This window comes from Allostigmatella hybrida, from assembly GCF_020103775.1.
Classification (GTDB): Bacteria; Myxococcota; Myxococcia; order Myxococcales; family Myxococcaceae; genus Hyalangium; species Hyalangium aurantiaca.
Window position 1 is genome coordinate 47,015 of sequence record NZ_JAHXBH010000020.1, and the last position, 18,256, is coordinate 65,270.

The 18,256-nt window shown below is 69.4% G+C and carries 17 protein-coding genes; 10 read left to right on the forward strand and 7 right to left on the reverse strand.

What is annotated here, in order from left to right:
- The first annotated feature begins 2 nt into the window (after positions 1 to 2).
- The 3 genes from KY661_RS25535 to KY661_RS25545 are packed head-to-tail and all read left to right on the forward strand — an operon-like array spanning position 3 to position 1,503.
- Positions 3 to 542, forward strand: coding sequence for an RNA polymerase sigma factor (locus KY661_RS25535; protein WP_075009168.1), 540 nt, complete (start codon positions 3 to 5; stop codon positions 540 to 542).
- On the forward strand, positions 539 to 1,201 hold the full coding sequence (locus tag KY661_RS25540; RefSeq protein WP_225412707.1) for a DUF1109 domain-containing protein: 663 nt from the start codon (positions 539 to 541) through the stop codon (positions 1,199 to 1,201). Before KY661_RS25535 ends, KY661_RS25540 begins: the two co-directional genes overlap by 4 nt.
- Positions 1,198 to 1,503 (forward strand): Carotenogenesis protein CarS, encoded by a 306-nt coding sequence (locus tag KY661_RS25545; RefSeq protein ID WP_225412708.1) that lies wholly within the window; start codon positions 1,198 to 1,200, stop codon positions 1,501 to 1,503. The genes KY661_RS25540 and KY661_RS25545 overlap by 4 nt, the downstream gene beginning before the upstream one ends.
- A gap of 21 nt (positions 1,504 to 1,524) precedes the next feature.
- Here KY661_RS25545 and KY661_RS25550 read toward each other — a convergent pair whose 3' ends face one another.
- The 4 genes from KY661_RS25550 to KY661_RS25565 form a co-directional block, all read right to left on the reverse strand.
- Positions 1,525 to 2,184, reverse strand: a complete 660-nt coding sequence (locus KY661_RS25550) for a hypothetical protein (RefSeq protein ID WP_225412709.1) — start codon at positions 2,182 to 2,184, stop codon at positions 1,525 to 1,527.
- On the reverse strand, positions 2,181 to 4,883 hold the full coding sequence (locus KY661_RS25555) for an AHH domain-containing protein (protein ID WP_225412710.1): 2,703 nt from the start codon (positions 4,881 to 4,883) through the stop codon (positions 2,181 to 2,183). The genes KY661_RS25550 and KY661_RS25555 overlap by 4 nt, the downstream gene beginning before the upstream one ends.
- Before the next feature lie 79 nt (positions 4,884 to 4,962).
- Positions 4,963 to 6,357 carry a hypothetical protein gene (locus KY661_RS25560; RefSeq protein WP_225412711.1) on the reverse strand — a complete coding sequence of 465 codons (1,395 nt, stop codon included), beginning with the start codon at positions 6,355 to 6,357 and terminating at the stop codon, positions 4,963 to 4,965.
- Between the two features lie 3 nt (positions 6,358 to 6,360).
- Positions 6,361 to 7,680 (reverse strand): SPFH domain-containing protein, encoded by a 1,320-nt coding sequence (locus KY661_RS25565; protein WP_263437354.1) that lies wholly within the window; start codon positions 7,678 to 7,680, stop codon positions 6,361 to 6,363.
- Between the two features lie 166 nt (positions 7,681 to 7,846).
- Here KY661_RS25565 and KY661_RS25575 point away from each other — a divergent pair, with 166 nt between their 5' ends.
- The 6 genes from KY661_RS25575 (at position 7,847) to KY661_RS25600 (ending at position 14,227) form a co-directional block, all read left to right on the forward strand.
- Positions 7,847 to 8,884, forward strand: a complete 1,038-nt coding sequence (locus tag KY661_RS25575) for a serine/threonine-protein kinase (protein ID WP_225412712.1) — start codon at positions 7,847 to 7,849, stop codon at positions 8,882 to 8,884.
- Between the two features lie 24 nt (positions 8,885 to 8,908).
- The gene (locus KY661_RS25580) at positions 8,909 to 9,886 is read left to right on the forward strand and encodes a vWA domain-containing protein (RefSeq protein WP_225412713.1); all 978 of its coding nucleotides are present in this window, start codon (positions 8,909 to 8,911) and stop codon (positions 9,884 to 9,886) included.
- Positions 9,887 to 9,895: 9 nt separating this feature from the next.
- The gene (locus KY661_RS25585) at positions 9,896 to 11,275 is read left to right on the forward strand and encodes an adenylosuccinate synthetase (protein ID WP_225412714.1); all 1,380 of its coding nucleotides are present in this window, start codon (positions 9,896 to 9,898) and stop codon (positions 11,273 to 11,275) included.
- Between the two features lie 83 nt (positions 11,276 to 11,358).
- Entirely contained in the window at positions 11,359 to 12,120 is a 762-nt protein-coding gene (locus KY661_RS25590; RefSeq protein ID WP_225412715.1) for a hypothetical protein, read from the forward strand.
- Positions 12,117 to 12,920 (forward strand): hypothetical protein, encoded by an 804-nt coding sequence (locus KY661_RS25595; RefSeq protein WP_225412716.1) that lies wholly within the window; start codon positions 12,117 to 12,119, stop codon positions 12,918 to 12,920. The genes KY661_RS25590 and KY661_RS25595 overlap by 4 nt, the downstream gene beginning before the upstream one ends.
- Positions 12,921 to 13,000: 80 nt before the next feature.
- Positions 13,001 to 14,227, forward strand: coding sequence for a serine/threonine-protein kinase (locus KY661_RS25600; RefSeq protein WP_225412717.1), 1,227 nt, complete (start codon positions 13,001 to 13,003; stop codon positions 14,225 to 14,227).
- 9 nt (positions 14,228 to 14,236) lie between these two features.
- On the opposite strand, the gene KY661_RS25605 is transcribed toward KY661_RS25600, so the two are convergent.
- Entirely contained in the window at positions 14,237 to 15,166 is a 930-nt protein-coding gene (locus tag KY661_RS25605; RefSeq protein WP_225412718.1) for a LysR family transcriptional regulator, read from the reverse strand.
- A 121-nt stretch (positions 15,167 to 15,287) separates the two neighbouring features.
- On the opposite strand from KY661_RS25605, the gene KY661_RS25610 reads away from it, so the two are divergent.
- A complete protein-coding gene (locus tag KY661_RS25610) occupies positions 15,288 to 16,007 on the forward strand; it encodes an SDR family oxidoreductase (protein ID WP_225412719.1) in 720 nt (239 codons plus the stop codon).
- A 13-nt stretch (positions 16,008 to 16,020) separates the two neighbouring features.
- Here KY661_RS25610 and KY661_RS25615 read toward each other — a convergent pair whose 3' ends face one another.
- Together KY661_RS25615 and KY661_RS25620 are read right to left on the reverse strand one after the other, a co-directional pair.
- Complete coding sequence (locus KY661_RS25615) at positions 16,021 to 17,319, reverse strand: phospholipase D-like domain-containing protein (protein ID WP_225412720.1); 1,299 nt, start codon at positions 17,317 to 17,319, stop codon at positions 16,021 to 16,023.
- Positions 17,320 to 17,414: 95 nt separating this feature from the next.
- Positions 17,415 to 18,230, reverse strand: a complete 816-nt coding sequence (locus tag KY661_RS25620) for an SDR family NAD(P)-dependent oxidoreductase (RefSeq protein ID WP_225412721.1) — start codon at positions 18,228 to 18,230, stop codon at positions 17,415 to 17,417.
- Positions 18,231 to 18,256 lie beyond the last annotated feature (26 nt).

Consider the following 18,256-nt stretch of genomic DNA (forward strand, 5'->3'; position numbering starts at 1 on the left):
GGATGGGGAGCCCGACGGACGAAGAGCTCATGGGACGTTTCTGCCAGGGAGAACAGGACGCGTTCGAGACCCTCTTTGCCCGGCATGCCGGGCGGGTGCAGGGGTTTCTCACGCGCATGGTGCGCGACGGCCCCCTGGCGGAGGACCTGCTGCAGACCACCTTCCTGTCCGTCATCCGGGCCCGGGGCCGCTATGAGCCCGGCACCCGCTTCGCCCCCTGGCTGCTGACCATCGCCGCCAATGCCGCCCGGGACGCACTGCGCCACCGCCAGCACGTGGAGGCCTATGCGCGCGACAGCCAGGCCGCCCCCGCCTCCGTGCCCCCCGCCGTGGGCGACCCGGGCGCGCGCAAGCACATCGAGGATGCGCTCCAGCAGCTTCCCCCCGACCAGCGCGAGGCCGTCATCCTCGCCAAGGTCGAGGGCTGGTCCTTCGAGGAGATCGCCTCGCTCCGGGAGATCAGCGTGGGCGCCGCCCGGCTCCGGGCCCACCGGGGCTACGAGAAGCTCCGGCAGTTGCTGGGCGGGCTGGAGGAGCCATGAGGCCCGGCACGCTCGACACCCTGCTCGCGCAGGCCCCGCCCGCCAACGCCGCCGCCCTGCAGCGGGCCCTGGCCGGCGCGCGCGAGGAGCTGGCCCTGAAGCGGCCCGTCCGGCGGTGGCGCACCCAGGCCGCCTGGGTCTTCGCCGTCCCCATGGCCCTGGTCCTCGTGACGGTCGGCATCTTGCTCGTGGCGGGGCAGACGTCGCTCCCCATGCTGCTCGGGCGCGGGCCCCTGTTCGCGCTGCTGTGGCTCACCGCGGGCGTCTGCGCCTGGGGCGCCCTGTCCCCGCACGGGCGCCAGGCGCGGCGCGTGGGCATCGCCCTGTCCGCCGTCAGCGCCGCGGTGCTCGTGCTCGGCCGCGCCACGCCCCATGCGGCCCCTACCCTCTCGGGCTGGGTGTGCACCGCCAGCCACGCCGGCGTGGCCCTGCTGCCCATGGCCGTGGCGCTGCTCACCCTGCGCAGCGCCGCCTTCCATCCCCTGCGGGCCCTGAACGCGGGCCTCGCCGTGGGCACTGCCGGCGCGCTCGTGGGCGAGCTGGCCTGTACGCAGGACTGGCGCCATGTCGCTGGCTACCACCTGTCCGCCTGGGCCCTCGTCGCGGGTGTGTCGCTCGCGCTCTCCAGGTTCCTCAAACCCCGCTCCTTCGCGCCATGATCCGAGACCCTTCGCTCATCCTCACCGTGGACGTGGAGGGCGCCCCCGTGCGCATCGGCGAGCGCGTGCGGATTGTCCCCACCTCGCCCGAGGGCTCCGTGGATGAGCGGTTCCTCGGCCACACGGGCATCGTCGTGGCCCTGGTGTTCGATGACCCGTGGCTTCAGTACCCCGCGGATCCGCTCATCCGGGTGCGCGTCTCCGGGCTGGGCGAGGACCTGTTTTTCGTCCGCGAGCTGGAAGGGATTTCCGAACGGGCCGGGCTTCTGCGCCGGGCCAGCCCTCCCACCTGGGCGTGCTAGAATGGGGGCGTCCCTGACACCTCAGCGCTGGGGGCGCCACCAGAGTCCCTTCAAGCCGGCGGTGTCACACGCCCGCTTCGCCTCCTCCGAGAAACAGTAGTAGAGCAGCTCCGGGACGAAGAACACCGGAGGGAAGCCGCCTTCGGGCTCGCGCAGTTCGAGGTGCTCGGCGACGCCCCGGCCCAGACGCTTCTTGCCGCTCTGACTGAAGGGCACACCCTTGACGAGGGTGGCTTCGCGGTCGAGGCAGTCCACCTGGTTCAGCACCTGCAGGATGACAAAGCCGTCATTCCGCAAGGCGGGGTCCTGAACCTGGTACCAAGTGCGCCGTCCCGTGTCCGGGTCCTGGACGAGGTGTTTGATCCTCTCCGAGTAGATAACGGTGGGGATCAACCGGCACGGAAAGGGTCTCACGGACTCAAGCACCCGCACCATCCGCTTGGAGATGAGCAGGAACCCCATCGGGGAGGTGCCGATGTGATCGATCGAGGCCACGTTCTCCAGCTTCCCGACGAACTCGATGACCTCGGGAACGCCTTCCCGCTCGTGGTAGTCCACGTCCGGCAGGAAGAAGCGCGCATCCTCGAAGCCCTCGAACTCGATGAGGACCGCGTCGTAGAGGATCTCCGGCGACTCCTCCTCTTGGATGTGCGAGGTGTCGGCCGACAGCGCGTAGATCATGCGTAGGAGAACTCCCCGGCGGGCCGGACCTCGAGCATCGCCAGCTTCTTGCCCACCAAGATGCCATCCTCGATGAGCTCCTTGGTCACCTCGGACGGCAGACGGTTGGTCTCGATGGCGTCGCGCAACCGCTTCTCGACTTCGAGGATCGCCCGGTCAATCACCTCGGGGGGGACCTCGCGAAGCGCCCTCTTCCCGCTCTCGGCCACTGCACCTTCCATCGCGTCATCGAGCATCTCGACCACATACCGGCTGTATTTGTTATGGCTGCCCAGGTGCATGAGCAGCCCTTCCTGGTTCGGGGCGGAGGGCATGTCGAGCATGTTCGTCCCGCGATCGATCGTGTATTTCTCGAGCCGCTCGAGGGCCTGCTTCACCAGCGGGTGGCTCTGGGCGATCTCGTCTGGAATGAGGTGGTGGAGCTGGTTGCCTTTGGCGAGGCGGGCCGCCGCGGCGTCCCGCGCTGCCTTACCGTGGGTCTGCTCGATGAGGTCCAGGTAGTTCTTCCGGTAGCGGCTGTGCACGCTGATGCGGACCGTCTTGCCCGACTGGAGCATGATGATGCCGTCCTTTGAGACGGTGACCGCGGCCAGGTCGTCCTTGCCGCCGAGGCGGCGCAGGCGGAACGGTTGGCTGCCCTCCTTCATCACCTCCAGCTGATAGCCCACCGCCTCCAGCTCCTTCTTGAGCGCGGCGAACTCGGGCGAGCCCGGCTTGGGAATCTTGCGCCCGATGAAGTCCTTGAGCTTCTCCCAGTGGGGCAGGTGCTGCGCCAGCTTCTCCAGCGCCTCGCCCTCGGGGGGAATCTCCAGCACCGGCTTGGACTTCATCCTCGCGGCGTTGTTCGCCACGCCCGAGGCGGGGGCGGACAGCGGATTGAGCGGCAACTTCACGGCGGCAGCGACGATGATGCCCGAGTCGAACACGGGCACCGTTCCGCCCTCCACGAGCTGCACCATGTCCAGGCGGGGCGGGCTGAACTTCAGGCCCTGGGTAATCTTCAGCGCGCGTCCCGTGTTCGTCTTGGCGCCGAGCAGCGAGAGCGCGGCCATGGCGATGTTCACCACCATGTGGAGGAAGGACTTGCTGGCCGCTTCGAGCTTCTGCGCGTCCCCGTTGGCTTCCCAGGCCTGGACGATCCAGGCCTTGGCGTGCGTGAGGGCCACCGCCGCGGCCTCAAGCATGCCCTGGACGCCGAAGGCGGCCAGCCCGAGCTGGATGACGGCGGCCGCCAGTTGGCCAACGCCCGTGGGCGAGGCCGCCAGGAGGGTGGAGGCCGCCTCCGCCAGGATGAACAGCGCCACAATTCCGACGATCTTCTCCCAATTCTCCTTGATCGCATCCTCGTACACGCCGGCGATCTCGGAGAAGAACCGGGGTGACATTTCCACGGAGGCGATGAGGTCCTGGAGGTGCCGTCCCACCTCCTGGGCCTTGGCCACCATCCCTCCGGTGATGGAGCCCGATGCGACGAGGCCTTGGAGCGTGTTGGCGAAGCCCACGCTGACGAGCCAGATCCGGCTCCCGGCGACCAGCCGCACGTCCCCGTGGACGCGCTGCACGCCCGTCCGGCCCGCCTCCTGGTTCACGTAGTGGATGACGTTCTCGTAGAAGCGCAGGTCCCGGCCTGGCTCGATGGCCTGGTGATAGATGCGAGCGGCGAGGGGCTCCAGTCTATCGCCGGGTTGGACGAAGTAGAGCGTAGCGGCGGGCTCGGGGAGCGCGGTGGTGATACGGAATCCCTGCACATACCCCTGGAGCAGGGTGCCTTGGGTGACGGCCGTCACGTGGAGCCACTCAGGACTCTGGGGATGGGGACCGGTGAGGAAGACGCGGGTGCCGGGCGGCAGGGGCCGGGTTGTCAGACACTGAGAGCCGGGCTGCTCGGCCGGGCTCGTCCTTATGTTGGCGCCCTCTTTGTGGTCAATAAATCCGGGACCGAAGTCCTTCTTGAGCGCGGCGCGGGTCTCCTGCTGGCGCAGGACTTCGTCCTGGAAGAGCCCTCGGAGCAGCTGATCCTCTGCCGCCGCCTGGGTCCCCGCGTACGCGCGGCCGGTGCGCCGCTTGAACTCGGTGTCCACCTGCTTGCGGATTGCCTCCTTGTCCGTCTTGAGGCGCCCCTCGAGCCGCGCGGCCCTCTCGGCGGCCGCCTTCTTGAAGGACGCCACGTCCTTGCCAGCCCTGGCGGCCAGCACGCCCTCGTACAGTTCCGCGCTGATGCGCACCTTTTTGACCCGCGCGCGAATCTCGGCGTCCGTGAGCGTGAAGACACCGCTGATGGCAGCATGCCGCTGGGCGATGAGCTCCTTGGCCTCCTGCCGCGTCAGGGAGAAGACCTGCATGCAGGCCAGGATCACGAACTCGTCTTTGCCGACAGGGCCCGAGAGCGCCACCTGGAACGGACCGTAGAAGCGCGTGGCCATGTCGCCGGTGACAGACACCCGGCTCAGGCCGATGAGCCGCTCCTGAGCGAAGGCGGATTGGACCTGCTCCTGGACCGTGAGCTTGTCGGCCAGCATCGACCGGGAGACCCCTATCGAGACGGCCATCTCCTGCAGTTGATGGTCCCTGAGGGCGCTGGAGAGGGAGAGGAACGAGCGGCGCTCCCGTTTGTTCTGGGCGCGCTGGCTCTCTTCGGCTGTGAGCGCCCGCACATGGATGATGATGGCGTCCGGCGTGGTCCAACGGCTCTGGCTCATGCATGGCCCCAGGCAGGAACAGGACTTCCTCGTCCGTCTGAGAGGATAGGCCGGATGTCTCTGCCTTTCGAGAGCCCCCTCACCGCAGGGCCACCGTCCCGGCCCGCCACTCCGCGGTGCTCCAGCGCTGGAAGGTGCCCGAGTCCTGGGGCCGCCCGGCGCTGGCCACCGGCATCAGCGTGTCGCGCTTGAGCACCTGGAAGAAGGACTGCACCTTGCCCTCCACCTGCGCCTCGCGCGCCACCAGCAGCCGCGTCCCGTCCGGGGTGAAGCCCGCCAGCTCCACGTAGCCCAACCCCGGCTCCGTGGCCGCCGGCGACAGCGTGTCCAGCCGCCACTCCGCCCCCTCTTGGTGGAACACCCACAGCTCCGTCCACCCCTCCAGCATCTGCACCGCCACCGTGAGGGCTGACCCATCCGAGGCCCTCCGGAGGGAGCCCGGCCACACCACGCCGTAGGTGCAGCGCTCGGCGAGCGGCGTCTCCCCCTCGCCCAGGCGCAGGCACGTCTCGCCCAGCCCCCTTGGGCTCAGTTCCAGCACCGGCCCCGCGCCCGTGCGCTCCGGCACCCGCTCCGAGGCCCACCGCGAGGCGCCCACCCGCACCGCCGCCACCGCGTAGGCCGAGCGGTCCTCCTCCGCCAGCTCCGACTTCAGCACGCGCGCCAGCGACTCCACCGCGCGCTCACTGGCCTGGGCGCTCGCCTCCGCCTCCCCGCGCCGCGCCCGGTGGTAGGCCAGCGCCGCGAACACCTCCGCCCGCCGCAAGTGCAGCCGGTTCGCCTGCCACGCGGGCAGCTCCGCGGTGTCCACCTGCTCCAGCACCTCGCCCCGCCACACGTCGATGGCCTGCCGCTGCACCGGCCCCAGCGCCGGGTCCACGCACTCTGGCCGCGTCAGCGCGAGCGCCGCCCGGAGCCTCGCCTCCGGGCTCCCCCCCAGCGCCAGCACCCGGCGGAATGCCTCCCCGTCGTAGCAGATGCGCGTGCGCCCCTCCGCCTCCAGGCTCACCAGCTTCACCCCGTACGCCCCCGCCACCTCCAGGTGTGCCGCCAGTGTCTCATCGGTGCTCTTGCGCACCGAGGCCCTCCGGGCCAGCCGCTCCGCCAGCGTTCCCAGCGCGTCGAACAGCTCGGGCCCCACCTCGTTCGCGGGCGCCGCGCGCAAGAGCGCCGCCGCGTAGCCGATGCCCAGCGCCTCCGCGCCCGGCGTGTCCCTGTGGAACTCCAGCACCGCCCGGAGCGCCGGCACGCTCTGCGCGTCCAGCGGGTAGACGCGGACCTGGTGCGCGCGCACGTAGCCGGGGCGCTCGCGGCGATGGTCGTACACCTGGAGGTAGCCCTGGCGCTCCCCGCGGACTTCCAGCCACTCCCCCTGCCAGAGCGTGGCCTGGCGGGTGGCCGTCTCCTGGGGGGCCGCGCGCAGGGAGACCGGATCCTGAACGACGATGGCAATGGTGAGCAGCGTGGCGAGCATGGCCTATTCCTCCTCGTAGCCGGACGTCTCGGGGGAGGCCTCGGGGACCTGGGAGTACGCGGGGGCCGGGGGGGCCTGCTTCGCGTACCGCGCCTCCTGCGGCTGCCCGAGCAGCCCGCCGGCGATGAAGCCTCCCGCCTGGGGCGGCGCAATGATGACCTGGATCTTGTCGGACAGCTTGTCCGCGAGCGTCTTCTGGATGAGCAGGGGGTTGCGGCTGATGAGCTCCGCGTCCCGGGCGAGCTGCTCGGAGGCCGCCTTGCCCGTCACCTCCACGCGGTAGGCATCCGACTCGGCGAGCTTGCGGCGGGCATCCGCCTCGCCCGCGGCCTCGATGCGGCGCGCGTCCGCCTCGGCGCTCGCCTGGGTGAGCCGGCTCACCTTGGAGGCCTCCGCCTCCAGCCGCCGCTGCTCGATCTCCTTCTCCTTGAAGGGCAGCACGTGGCGCATCGCCTCCGCCTTGGCCTTGGCGGCGATGATCTCCTCGTTGCCCGCCGCCTCCGCGCTCTTCTCGCGGCGCACCTTCTCCGCCTCCGCGTCCAGCTCGGACTCCTTCACCTGCTTGGACTTGAGCTCCAGCGTGTAGCGCATCTTCTCCGCGCGCAGCTCCTCCGCCAGCAGCGCCTCCACCCCGGTCCGGTACTGCTGCGGCAGGTCCACGTTGCCCAGGGTGATGGAGCGCAGCACCACGCCGTCCTCCTTCAGCAGGGGGGCAATCTCCGCGGTGAGGTCCTTCTGAATCTGCGCCCGGTGCGTGGCGAAGATTTCGCGGACCGTGTGCTGGGCGAAGTGCCGGCGCAGCACGCCATCCACCACGGGCTCGACGATTTCACGGCCCACGTCTCCCGGCAGCCGCTGGGCCAGCTCGGGGATGCGCGCCGGGTCCAGCGAATAGCGCAACGTGACCTCGATGCCGATGGACAACCCCTCCGCCGCCTGGAAGGGCGCGGGGCCGTCGGCGCTCAGGCTCCGCTCGGTCCGGTACACCTGGTCCTTCAAGCTATAGAGGTAGAGGCGGTGCACGTGGGGAAGCCTGACGACCCATCCCTCGCGCACCTCCGAGGCGCCACCCGTGAGCAGGTTCACCCGGATGCCCACCTGGGCGGGCTCAATCATCTGCACCGGCGGGTGCGCCACCAGCGTGCTCCCCACGGCCACCAGCCCCCCGGCCGTCACCAGCCCCGCCGTGAGCCACCGGCCCTGCCGCGTCATCACCAGCCAGCGCAGGCTGGCCACCGCCGCGGCCACCAGCGCCACCATCGACGCCGTCACCGCGGCGCCTCCCTGCTTCACCACGTCCTTCAGCTTCTCTTGGAATTTCATGAGTGCCCTCCCTGTCCCGGAGGCATTGCAGGAAGAGGGCCCACGCGCGGGACAGGCCGCGCCGCTCCACGCGCCCCCTTCGCCCGTGGGTCCACGGACGCAGGGTGCGGCTGCCTGCCCCCACGGGACGCACACGGATGCGTCCCGCCGTCCACGGCGCCGGGCTATGCTCGCGCGCACCCGCATGAACTATGAGCTGCTGAAGTGTCCGGGCTGTGGCGCGAACTTCCCGCCCCCCGCCTATCTCTGGGGCTCGCTCACGTGCGCGTACTGCGGCGCCACGGCCGTGGCCGCCACCGGGGGCTGGCCCCTCGCGCCGCCGCCCCCGCCCGAGACGCCCTACGCCCCGCACCTGCCCCGCGCCACCGTGGCGGGCGTCCGCTACGCCGTGCTCGGGCGGCTGGGCCGGGGGGACAGCAGCGACGTATTCCTCGTCCGCCGGGACTCCCGGCTCAGCGAGCTGGGGGTGCTCAAGGTGGTGCGGGCCCTGGAGGATGCGCCTCTCATCGCGCGAGAATTCGAGCTCCTCCGCGAGCTGATGGACAGCAAGGCCCAGGGCGCCGAGCACTTCCACAGGCTCCTGCCCCAGCCCGTGGCCCAGGGGCCGGTGAAGGACCCCGAGGGCACCCCGCGCGCGGCGGCCGTGTACCGCTGGCGGAGCGGCTTCCAGCACACCTTCTCCGAGGTGCTCGAGGCGTACCCCTCGGGCGTGGACCCCCGCGCGGCCGTGTGGATGTGGAAGCGCGTGCTGGAGCTGCTCACGTTCGTCCATGCCAGCGGGTACGTGCACGGGGCCGTGCTCCCCCCGCACCTGCTCGTCCACCCGAGGGACCATGGGGTGGTGCTGGTGGGCTGGGGGTGCGCGGTGCGCTTCGCCTCACGCCAGCCCCTGCCCGCATGGAGCCAGCGCCACCGGGCCTTCTACCCCCCGGAGGTCTGGGACGGCGCGCCCCCCACCCCCGCCACGGACCTGGCCATGAGCGCGCGCTCGCTCGTGGCCGTGCTCGGCGGAGACCCGGAGACCGGGAACGTGCCCACGGCCGTGCCCCCGCCGCTGGCGGACCTGCTGAAGCAGCAGGTGAACCCAGGCCACCGCAAGGCCCTGGACGATGCGTGGACGTTGAAAGAACAGCTCGATGCCGCCGCGAGGGAGGCCTTCGGGCCCCCGCGGTACACCCCCTTCACCCTGCCCGGGTGGCGCTGAGCCCCGGCGCCAAGGAGAGACGCGATGGGACACGGAAGCTATAGCTACGAAGCGCACGAGGCGATGACCCGGGCCCGGTCGGACCAGCCCGTGCAGGAGGTGTTCACCCAGGTCCACTGCCACCCGCTGATGGACCCGCGCGGGGTGAAGGTGCGCGAGAGCCGGGACAGCGCCGCGCACCCGCGCTCGCTGGGCATCGTGTTCGCGCTGGATGTCACCGGCTCCATGGGCGAAATCCCCGAGCTGCTGGCGCGCCAGTACCTGCCCACCTTCATGAAGACGCTGCTGGACTCCGGGGTGCAGGACCCGCAGGTGCTCTTCATGGCCGTGGGGGATGCGGTGCATGACCGGGCCCCCTTGCAGGTGGGCCAGTTCGAGTCCGCCGAGCGCCAGATGGACCAGTGGCTCACGTGGACGTACCTGGAGGGCGGCGGCGGGGAGTTCGGCATCGAGTCCTACGAGCTGGGCATGTACTTCGCCGCCCGCCACATGCAGATGGACTGCTGGGCCAAGCGCAAGCACCGGGGCTACTTCTTCATGACCGGGGACGAGCGGCCCTACCCGTACGTGTCCCGGAAGCAGGTGGGCGAGCTCATCGGCGCGCCGCTGGAGAAGGACCTGCCCATCGCCCAGGTAGTGGACGAGCTGCAGCGCACCTTCGAGCCGTTCTTCCTGGTGCCGGACCTGGACCGGCTGCGCAATTGCGCGACCGAGTGGCGGGAGCTGCTCGGCGACCGGGTCATCAGCATGGAGAACCCGGTGGACACCGTGGCCGTGGCCGCGGGGCTGGTGGGGCTGTGCGAGGGCGTCTTCCCGGACCTGGACGCGCTCGCGCGCCGGCTGGAGCAGGAGAAGATGCCCCGGAACCGGCTGGGCGCGGTGGTGCGCTCGCTCACCCCGTTCGCGGCGGTGCTGGAGCGGGATGGCACGCCCCGGCCCCGCTTCGACGGGGGCGCGGACCTGCCCACGGGGAATGGTTCCTCGGGCTACCACCGCCGCTGAGGAGGGCCCATGTCCGCGCGCCGGGAGGCCCATATCGTGGTGGACCTCGGCTTTGGGGACTCCGGGAAGGGGACCCTCACCGAGTGGCTGGTGCGGCGGCACGGGGCGCGCCTGGTGGTCCGCTTCAATGGGGGCGCGCAGGCGGGCCACAACGTCGTCACCGAGGATGGGCGGCACCACACCTTCTCGCAGTTCGGTGCCGGGAGCTTCGAGCCCGGCGTGTGGACGCACCTGGCGCGCCCCACGGTGTTCCATCCCCTCGCGATGCTCGTGGAGGCGCGGTACCTGGCGCGGCAGGGCGTCACGGATGTGCTCGGCCGCACGACGGTGAGCGAGGGGGCGCGGGTCATCACCCCGTTTCACCAGGCGGCGGGGAGGATTCGCGAGCTGGCGCGGGGGGCTGGGCGGCACGGCACGTGCGGGGTGGGCGTGGGGGAGACGGTGCGGGATGCCCTGGCCCACCCGGAGGAGGCGATTCACGCGGGAGACTTGCGCCACCCGGAGCGGCTCGTGCGCAAGGCCCGGCGTGCCCAGGAACGGCTGCGGGCGGAGCTGTCCGAGGCGAGGCGCGCGGCGAGTGTCCATCGCCAGGCCGAGCAGGAACTGCGGCTGATGGATGATCTCGATGTCTCCTCGCGCTGGGTTGAAGCGGTGACGGCGCTCCAACCGGAGGAGCGCGTAGTGGAGGACGCTTGGCTGGGCACTCGCCTTCGGGAGGGCACCACCGTGTTCGAGGGGGCGCAAGGCGTGCTCCTCGACGAGAACTGGGGCTTCCATCCGCACACGACGTGGAGCACCTGCACCTTCGACAACGTGCTCATGCTGCTGAACGAGCACGGCTTCGATGGGGATGTGCACCGGCTCGGTGTGCTGCGCTCCTATATGACGCGGCACGGAGAAGGCCCGCTGCCCACCGAGAACGCCGCCCTGGCGTCAGCCCTGCCCGAGCCGCACAACAGCGCTGAGGGATGGCAGGGCTCCTTCCGGGTGGGCAGCTTCGATGCGGTGCTGGCGCACTACGCACTGGCCGCGTGCGGAGGCGTGGATGCGCTGGCGGTGACCCACCTGGACAGGCTGTCCGAACGCTGGCCCGTGTGTACGGCCTACCGCGCCCCCTCAGGCTGCGACGCAGAGAGCTTCGTCCGGGAGGCGAGTGACTCCACGAGGGTCACAGCACTGCGCCTGGGCCCTCACGGGGACCTTCGCTACCAAGAGCGTCTCACGCACGGACTGCTCCAATGCGAACCGTGGCCGGAAATGCTCGATCTCGGAGAGCACGCCGAAGCCCGGGGCGAGCGATTCGTATCTTGGCTCGAAACCATTCTGGGAGTGCCCGTGAAGGTGACGTCCCATGGCCCCACCGCCCAGAGCAAACGCTCCCGGAACTGACGGCGCGGCAGCTGGACTGGCGCGGAGATTGAAGACTTGCAGGACGATTCACCCTCGGTCAAAGCTGAACACCGGGAGGGTGGATGGTGAAGGAACATGCAGGTGGGGCAGGCCCCACACTGTTCGGCGGCCGCATCGAGCGGATCCCGAGTGTTGTCGACCTGGGTCCAGTCCCTGTCCCCAACTCGTGCGACGCGGTGTATGCCACCGATGGTCCCCGCCGTTGGGTACGCAAGCCGCTCATGGGGGCGAATGGCCTCCTCGCAGAGGCGCTTGGCCTCATGCTTGGCCGTGCCCTCCACGCTCCCATCCCAGATGGGGCTGTCACGGGCCCGCCGGATGACCTCGTGTGGCTCAGCGAAGTCGTTCCGAACATCCAGCATTGGGAGAGTCAGCACGTCAACTTCATCATCAACTATCCCGAGGTGGGGCGGCTGATGGCACTGGACGCACTCCTCTTCAATGACGACCGGCATGCCGGCAACCTGGTCTTGCAGGCGACAGATAGGAGCGCGTTCGAACGCCGAGCCTGGGGCATCGACATGGGCAACGCCTTGGCGGGAGTGCCCGCCGACTTCGCCAAGGCAGAGTTTGCAACGCCGAGTATCGCGAAGCTGGTGGACAAGCTTCCTGCCGTTCTTCTCCAAGAAGGCGCTCTCTTGGCCGCTGTCCAGGCACAGGAGCTCAGCGCCTACGTCGTCACCTCCATGGTCAGCGAGGCATGCGAACTGGCTCGGGAGCCCCGGAAAAACGAGGAGTTACTTCTCTCCTCCCTCCTCCGCCGGTTAGCGCGTGCGCCGGACCTCGTAGCGGAGTACCTTTCCAAGATCGGTTCCCGCCCATGACTGCCCGTTTCCGCATTGTCCACTTCGTACCCGACCCGTTCTCGGGCATGCGTGTACCTGTGGCTGCGCTGGTTCAGGGCCCTCAGGGCATCCGGGTTGTGCGCGCGCCCCATACATTAGGTCCCAGTTGTGTTGGCGGCTTGGCGACGTGGCACAATATGCAGGGCTTGGTTCAAGGGTTGGATGCGGTCAAAGAGTTCGACCGCCTGCCCATGAGCATGGGGCCGCACGTGACCTTGGACGTCCAGCGTGATGTCCCAGCCCAGGTGGAAGACCCAGAGTCGTGGGTAGCGAAATTTGTTCTTCCGCAGCGGCCGGCCGCTCCTGGCGACACACGGGAAGTCATCCCGAAGGGTCCTCGGCGAGAGGACGTAGGCTACGGGTTTTTCCAAAGCTGGAAGGTCGAACGGTACGTGCACCGGCACTTCAAAGGCGAGACGCTCGGCCTTCAGGATGAGTACGCCGGCACAATCTCCCACGCCGTCATTGGTACCGGCGAGATCATGCTGATGGAACCTGTTCTTGGGCAGCGACAGGATGTGCACAGGCAGGTTGAGCGGATCAGCAAGACCTTCCTCGCATGGGGCAGGCTCCTGGAGCGAATGCATGCCCAGGGCAAACCGCGCTTTGTGGCCTACGTGTTCTCTCCTCCTAAAACGGCCCTCCCAGAGGTCAGGCAGTTCCTGAGTGCCGCCGAAGCAGAGGTCATTGATGTCGAGATTCCGAATGAGCGGGACTGCTTTATCAGCGACATTCGGCGAATCGGCCTCACCAACCCGGCAAATTCGCATCTGAGCTAGGCACTTCTCCTCTGCCAAGCGTCAAGGACGAGCTGTTCCCTGAAGCGCTCCCGTCCGGCACCGTCATCGGTTCATGGCAGTTGGAAGACTGCGCGGGCTATGGGACGTATGGGGCGGTCTACCGCGCGCACCGGGTGGGGAAGACGGAAGGCCCACCGGTGGCCCTCAAGCTGGCGCGGTATCCGGGCGATGAGCGCTTCGTTCGGGAGGCAGGACTGCTCTCCCGGCTCCAGCACCCTCACGTGCCCAGCCTTCTAGGCAGCGGCTCCTGGAAAAGAGGCCGCGCCCGGAACGAACACCCCTATCTGGTGATGCAGTGGGTGGAAGGCCTTCGCCTGTATGCCTGGGCCGAGCAGCAGCCGCGCACGCCCTTTCAGATCCTGCAGGTGCTTTCCCAGGTGGCGCGCGCCCTGGAAGCCCTTCATGCGCGCCGTGGCCTTCATCGCGATGTGAAGGGCGAGAACATCCTGGTGACTCCGGAGGGCGAGGCCTTCCTCATGGACTTCGGGTGCGGCACTTGGGCGGGAGCCGCACCCCTCACCGATGGGATTCTCGCCCCGGGCACCCGGCCCTACCGCAGCCCTCAGGCCCTGCGCTTCCAATGGACCCACCGCCATTCGGCCACCTCCCATTACGAGGCCACGCCCGCCGATGATGTGTATGCCCTGGGGGTCACGGCCTATCACCTCTGCACGGGCACCTATCCGCTGCCTCCCATTCCCGCTGAAGAGAAGGAACGCGGTCAGCAGGAGGTGCGGATTCCCTCTGGTAGAGACGACTTCCTGCGGCCCGAACTGGAGGACCTCATCCTCCGCATGCTCTCTGACCGTCCCCAGGACCGAGGCAGTGCCGCCGAGCTGGCAGCGGCCATGGAGGCGTTGACGGCCACGCGTGCAGCTCAAGCTGTTCGTCGCAGGAAGGGATGGCCCTATCTCGTCCTTCCCCTGGCTGTTGGGCTCCTGGTGCTGATCTCCGGGAACTTGAACCTGGAGGGATTTCGGGCCCCTCCCTCTGCCCTGAGTGATGGAGGAACCGGCGGCGTGGCGGACGCGGCGGTGGCAGATCTTCCCGTGTCTGGAGAGAAGCTGGAGCCCGAAGTACACAGCCTGAGCCTCGATATCCCGCAGGCCCCATTGCCAGGACAGCGCCGGCCCCCCTGTCCCCGCTCTCAGACCCTTGTCCGGGGAGGCTGCTGGATCGAGATCAAAGCCTCGCCTCCCTGTGAAGAAGGCTCCTACGCCTGGAAAGACGCTTGTTACTTCCCTGCTCCCGCTCCCCGGCGTTCCAGCACTTCGGACAGTCCTTAGAACGAGGGCTCAGTGCGCGCACCAGGCCAGCTCCGCCTCGGTCCCCGTGACGAAATCCAGGAACGCCCGCACCTTCGCGGGCAGCAGGCGCCGCGACGGATGGACCACGTGAAGCGGGATGGGCGTCTCCTCCCACCCCTCGAAGAGCCTCACCAGCTTGCCCTGGGATACCAGCGGGCCCACCCCTAAATCCAGGATCCGCGCGATGCCCTGTCCTTCCACGCAGGCCGAGAGGTGGACCACCGCGTCATTGAGCGTCAGCCGCCCGGAGACGGGCACCTCGATGCGCTCCCGTCCCCGGCGGAACTCCCAGGTCCCCGGGCTGCCCATGCCGGCGTAGCGGAACAGGATGCACTCGTGCCGCCCCTCGCCCAGCTCCCGCGGGTGCGCCGGCCGTCCATGCCGGGCCAGGTAGGCGGGCGCCGCGCACGTCACCACGCGCGTGCGCAGCAGGGTGCGCGTCACGAGCGAGGAGGGCTCGGGCTCTCCAAAGCGCACGGCCGCGTCGAAGCCCTCCGCCACGAGGTCCGCCACCCGGTGGCTCACCACCAGTTCCAGGGACACGCCCGGATTGGCCGCCAGGAACGTGCTCAGGTGCGAGTGCAGCCAGCAGGACACCACGGGGTCCACGTTCACGCGCAAGCGGCCTCGCGCGGCGGTGGCCGCCCCCCCGGCATCGCTCGCCGCCTCCTCGATGCCCGTCAGCAGGGGCGCGACCTGCTCGTAGAAGCGGCGGCCCTCGCCGGTGAGCACCACGGCGCGCGAGGAGCGGTCGAACAGCCGCACCCCCACCTGCGTCTCCAGACGGGCCACCGCGCGGCTGATGCCCGAGGGCGTCAGGCCCAGGGACTCGGCGGCGCGCACGAAGCTGCCCGCTTCGACGACCGCCACCAAGACGCTCATTCCACTCAGAAGCCGGGCATCGGGGGGCGTGGGCATGGGTGACTCCCAGTCACGGTGACGGTGCGTACAATGCGCTCGTCCCCGGGGTTGTCCAGGGCCATATCCCTCCTCGCGGGCCCGGACTTCCCGGGCCGTCTTCTCCAAGAGGGATCATTCCATGCGGCTGAAGGACAAGCGGATCATCGTGCTCGGCGGCAGCTCGGGTATCGGACGGGCGGTGGCGCAGGCGGCCGCCCAGGAGGGCGCCTCCGTGGTCATCGGCTCGCGCCAGCAGGCGCGGGTGGAGCAGGCCGTGGCCCGCCTTCCCCCGGGCACCCAGGGCCATGCCGTGGACCTGAGCGACGAGGCCCAGGTGCGTGGCCTCTTCGAGCGGGTGGGGCCGTTCGATCATCTGGTCTACACGGCGGGCGATGCCCTGCCGCACGGCGCGCCCGGCGGCCTGTCGCTCGCGCAAGCCCGTCAGCTGTTCGAGGTGCGCTTCTGGGGCGCGTACATGGCGGCGACATTGGGCAGCGCGCACATCCGCCCGGGCGGTTCCATCGTGCTCACCAACGGCACCGTCGATGTCCGTCCGATGAAGGGGCTGGCCGTGGGCTCGGGCGTGAGCGGGGCGATCGGCGCGCTCACCCGGGGGCTCGCCGTGGAGCTGGCCCCCTTGCGCGTCAACACCGTCTCCCCGGGCCTCATCCAGACGGAGCTCTGGGACGGCCTGAGCGCGGCGGACCGCGAGCGCATGTACCAGGAGGCCGGCGCCAAGCTCCCCGTGGGCCGCGTGGGCGAGCCCGAGGACGTGGCGCAGACCTACCTCTACCTCATGTGCCAGGGCTTCGGCACCGGGCAGGTGCTCACCGTGGACGGGGGCCACGTGCTCGTCTGAGCCGCTCCGGCCCCTACTTGCAGGGGTAGTTGGCCTTGGTGCACGTCACGCCGCCGTTGTACGCGTCGTTGAAGTGGCCCACGTACGCGTCGTAGATGGGGTGCACCGTCCCGGTCTCGGGGGCCAGCTTCACGAACAGCTCCTCGTTCTCGTTGAGCGCATCCTGGGACCAGTTCTGGGAGCCCGTGTACACCCGGTACGCATAGGACGCCCCGAACCTGCCGTAGAGCGCGAAGAACTTGTCGTGGACCTTGTCGCGCCGGCGGATCGCCACCCCGGCCCCCAGCAGCTCGTCGTACACCGGCCGGGCCATGTCGATGCCCTCGGTGGCGTTGCCCCCCACCACCATCCACACCGAGCAGCCTCCGGCCTTCATCCGTTTGATTTGCGCGAGCAGCGCGGGCCGCCCTGCCGTGACGAAGGACATGCCGATGCGCAGCCGGCAGTTCGCATCCGGCGTGGCGTCGTTCAGCCGGGTGACGATGGTGTCCGTCTGGCCCATGCCCTCCGGTGACGCGTAGGCATCCGCCGGGTTGGCCATGTAGTAGCCCCGGCCCGAGTCCGCGTCGTAGTAGTCATTGCCGCTGTAGTGCTTCCGGTTCCACATGTCCGTGAAGTTCGCGTTCAGCCCCGCCACCAGCGTGGCGGCGTCATAGAGGACGATGGCGTTGTTGAACGCCTCCGTGCCGCTCGCGCCCGTCAGGTTCGCCGAGCTGATCCACGCCACATCGGGGTGCAGCACCCCGTTCGGGTCCCGCGTCTGGCTGAACGTGAAGAGCTTCGTGTGCATGTTGCCCGAGGCCCCGGTGCCAATGCAGCCGCCCCCGCCGCTCGCGTTGGTGCAGAACTTCACGTGGGCCAGCTGCTGGAGCGTGTCCACGGCCGCATAGCCGGTGCTCGCGTTCTTCGCGTCCATCACCACGTACACCGTGACGCCCCGGGCCTGCGCCGCGAGCAGCGCATCGGCGATGCCCGTGTTGCTCACCGAGTGGATGGCCGCGCGAATCGTGGCCCCCGCCGGCGTCTGCTCGATGAGGCGCTTCACCTCCTGGGTAATCGTCGGGTCCACCCCGCTGAACGCGGGCGGGTTGTTGAAGTACGCCCAGGCCAGCTTGCCCCCCAGCGTCCCCGGCGCCGAGCTCACCCCCGCCTCGACCTTCCCCACGTCCACGTCGTGGAGCACGTGCTCGCGCTGCGTCTCCTCGCAACCCGTGACGGCCAGGGTGGCGGCGGCCAGGCCCAGGGCCTGGAGCCGCTTGCCGATACCGTGTCCCATCGTGCCCTCGCCTTTCGCCGCAGCGTTGTCTTCCAAGATGTTCACCTGGACAAGGTAAACTCAAAATACTTGGAATACCGCTTTTCTGCCAGCAGGCGATGCCTTTCTGTCTTCCCGCAGGGGGGGCGGGGCTACTGCTTCTTCGTCCCGGAGCCGGGCTCGGACATCTTCCGGTGCATCTGGGCCGTGGCCGGGTCCGGCATCATCTGGGCCGCGGCGGCCATCGCGCGGTTCTTGACCGAGCCGGCGACCACCTTGTCCTTGCCGGCCATCAGCGCCTCGAAGCCTTGGCGGGCCACCTGGGCCGGATCATCCTTCTCGTCCTGGCCCACCTTGGTGTCGTCCATGCCCGCGCGGTGGAAGAAGTTCGTCTCGGTGGGGCCCGGCATCAGCGCGGTGACGGTGACGCCCACGTCCGCCAGCTCGTTGCGCAGCGCCTCCGAGAAGGAGAGCAGGAAGGCCTTCGAGGCGCCGTACACCGCCTCGAACGGCGCGGGCATCACCGCCGCGATGGACGAGGTGAACAGGATGCGCCCGCTCTTGCGCTGCACCATGTCCCGCGACACGCGCTTGGCCAGGTGCACCGACGAGGTGACGTTCAGCGCGATGAGGTTCAGCTCGTCCTCCAGCCGCGTCTGCTGGGCAAAGGCCCCGCCCACGCCCACCCCGGCGTTGATGGCGATGGCGTCCACGGGGCGCCCCAGCGCCTGAATCTTCGCATAGAGGAACTCGACGCCCTCGTAGCGGGCGAGGTCCACCTTCACGCTCTCGACGTGCCCGCTGCCCCCCAGGCTCCGGGCGGCCTCGGTGATGCCGTCATCCTCGGCGGCGATGAGCACGTCGTAGCCGTTCTGGACGAACTGCTTGGCCAGCTCGTAGCCGATGCCGCTGGAGGCGCCGGTCACGACGGCGAACGGACGGGTCTTCTGCTGTTCCGACAGAGCCATGGTCTTCTCCTGAAAGTCAGGGGGGA

Excerpts from the sequence above, each read along its gene's own strand:
- KY661_RS25535 (WP_075009168.1), top strand. The coding sequence starts at position 3 with ATGGGGAGCCCGACGGACGAAGAGCTCATGGGACGTTTCTGCCAGGGA.
- KY661_RS25540 (WP_225412707.1), top strand. The coding sequence starts at position 539 with ATGAGGCCCGGCACGCTCGACACCCTGCTCGCGCAGGCCCCGCCCGCC.
- KY661_RS25545 (WP_225412708.1), top strand. The coding sequence starts at position 1,198 with ATGATCCGAGACCCTTCGCTCATCCTCACCGTGGACGTGGAGGGCGCC.
- KY661_RS25550 (WP_225412709.1), bottom strand. The coding sequence starts at position 2,184 with ATGATCTACGCGCTGTCGGCCGACACCTCGCACATCCAAGAGGAGGAG.
- KY661_RS25555 (WP_225412710.1), bottom strand. The coding sequence starts at position 4,883 with ATGAGCCAGAGCCGTTGGACCACGCCGGACGCCATCATCATCCATGTG.
- KY661_RS25560 (WP_225412711.1), bottom strand. The coding sequence starts at position 6,357 with ATGCTCGCCACGCTGCTCACCATTGCCATCGTCGTTCAGGATCCGGTC.
- KY661_RS25565 (WP_263437354.1), bottom strand. The coding sequence starts at position 7,680 with ATGAAATTCCAAGAGAAGCTGAAGGACGTGGTGAAGCAGGGAGGCGCC.
- KY661_RS25575 (WP_225412712.1), top strand. The coding sequence starts at position 7,847 with ATGCTCGCGCGCACCCGCATGAACTATGAGCTGCTGAAGTGTCCGGGC.
- KY661_RS25580 (WP_225412713.1), top strand. The coding sequence starts at position 8,909 with ATGGGACACGGAAGCTATAGCTACGAAGCGCACGAGGCGATGACCCGG.
- KY661_RS25585 (WP_225412714.1), top strand. The coding sequence starts at position 9,896 with ATGTCCGCGCGCCGGGAGGCCCATATCGTGGTGGACCTCGGCTTTGGG.
- KY661_RS25590 (WP_225412715.1), top strand. The coding sequence starts at position 11,359 with ATGGTGAAGGAACATGCAGGTGGGGCAGGCCCCACACTGTTCGGCGGC.
- KY661_RS25595 (WP_225412716.1), top strand. The coding sequence starts at position 12,117 with ATGACTGCCCGTTTCCGCATTGTCCACTTCGTACCCGACCCGTTCTCG.
- KY661_RS25605 (WP_225412718.1), bottom strand. The coding sequence starts at position 15,166 with ATGCCCACGCCCCCCGATGCCCGGCTTCTGAGTGGAATGAGCGTCTTG.
- KY661_RS25610 (WP_225412719.1), top strand. The coding sequence starts at position 15,288 with ATGCGGCTGAAGGACAAGCGGATCATCGTGCTCGGCGGCAGCTCGGGT.
- KY661_RS25620 (WP_225412721.1), bottom strand. The coding sequence starts at position 18,230 with ATGGCTCTGTCGGAACAGCAGAAGACCCGTCCGTTCGCCGTCGTGACC.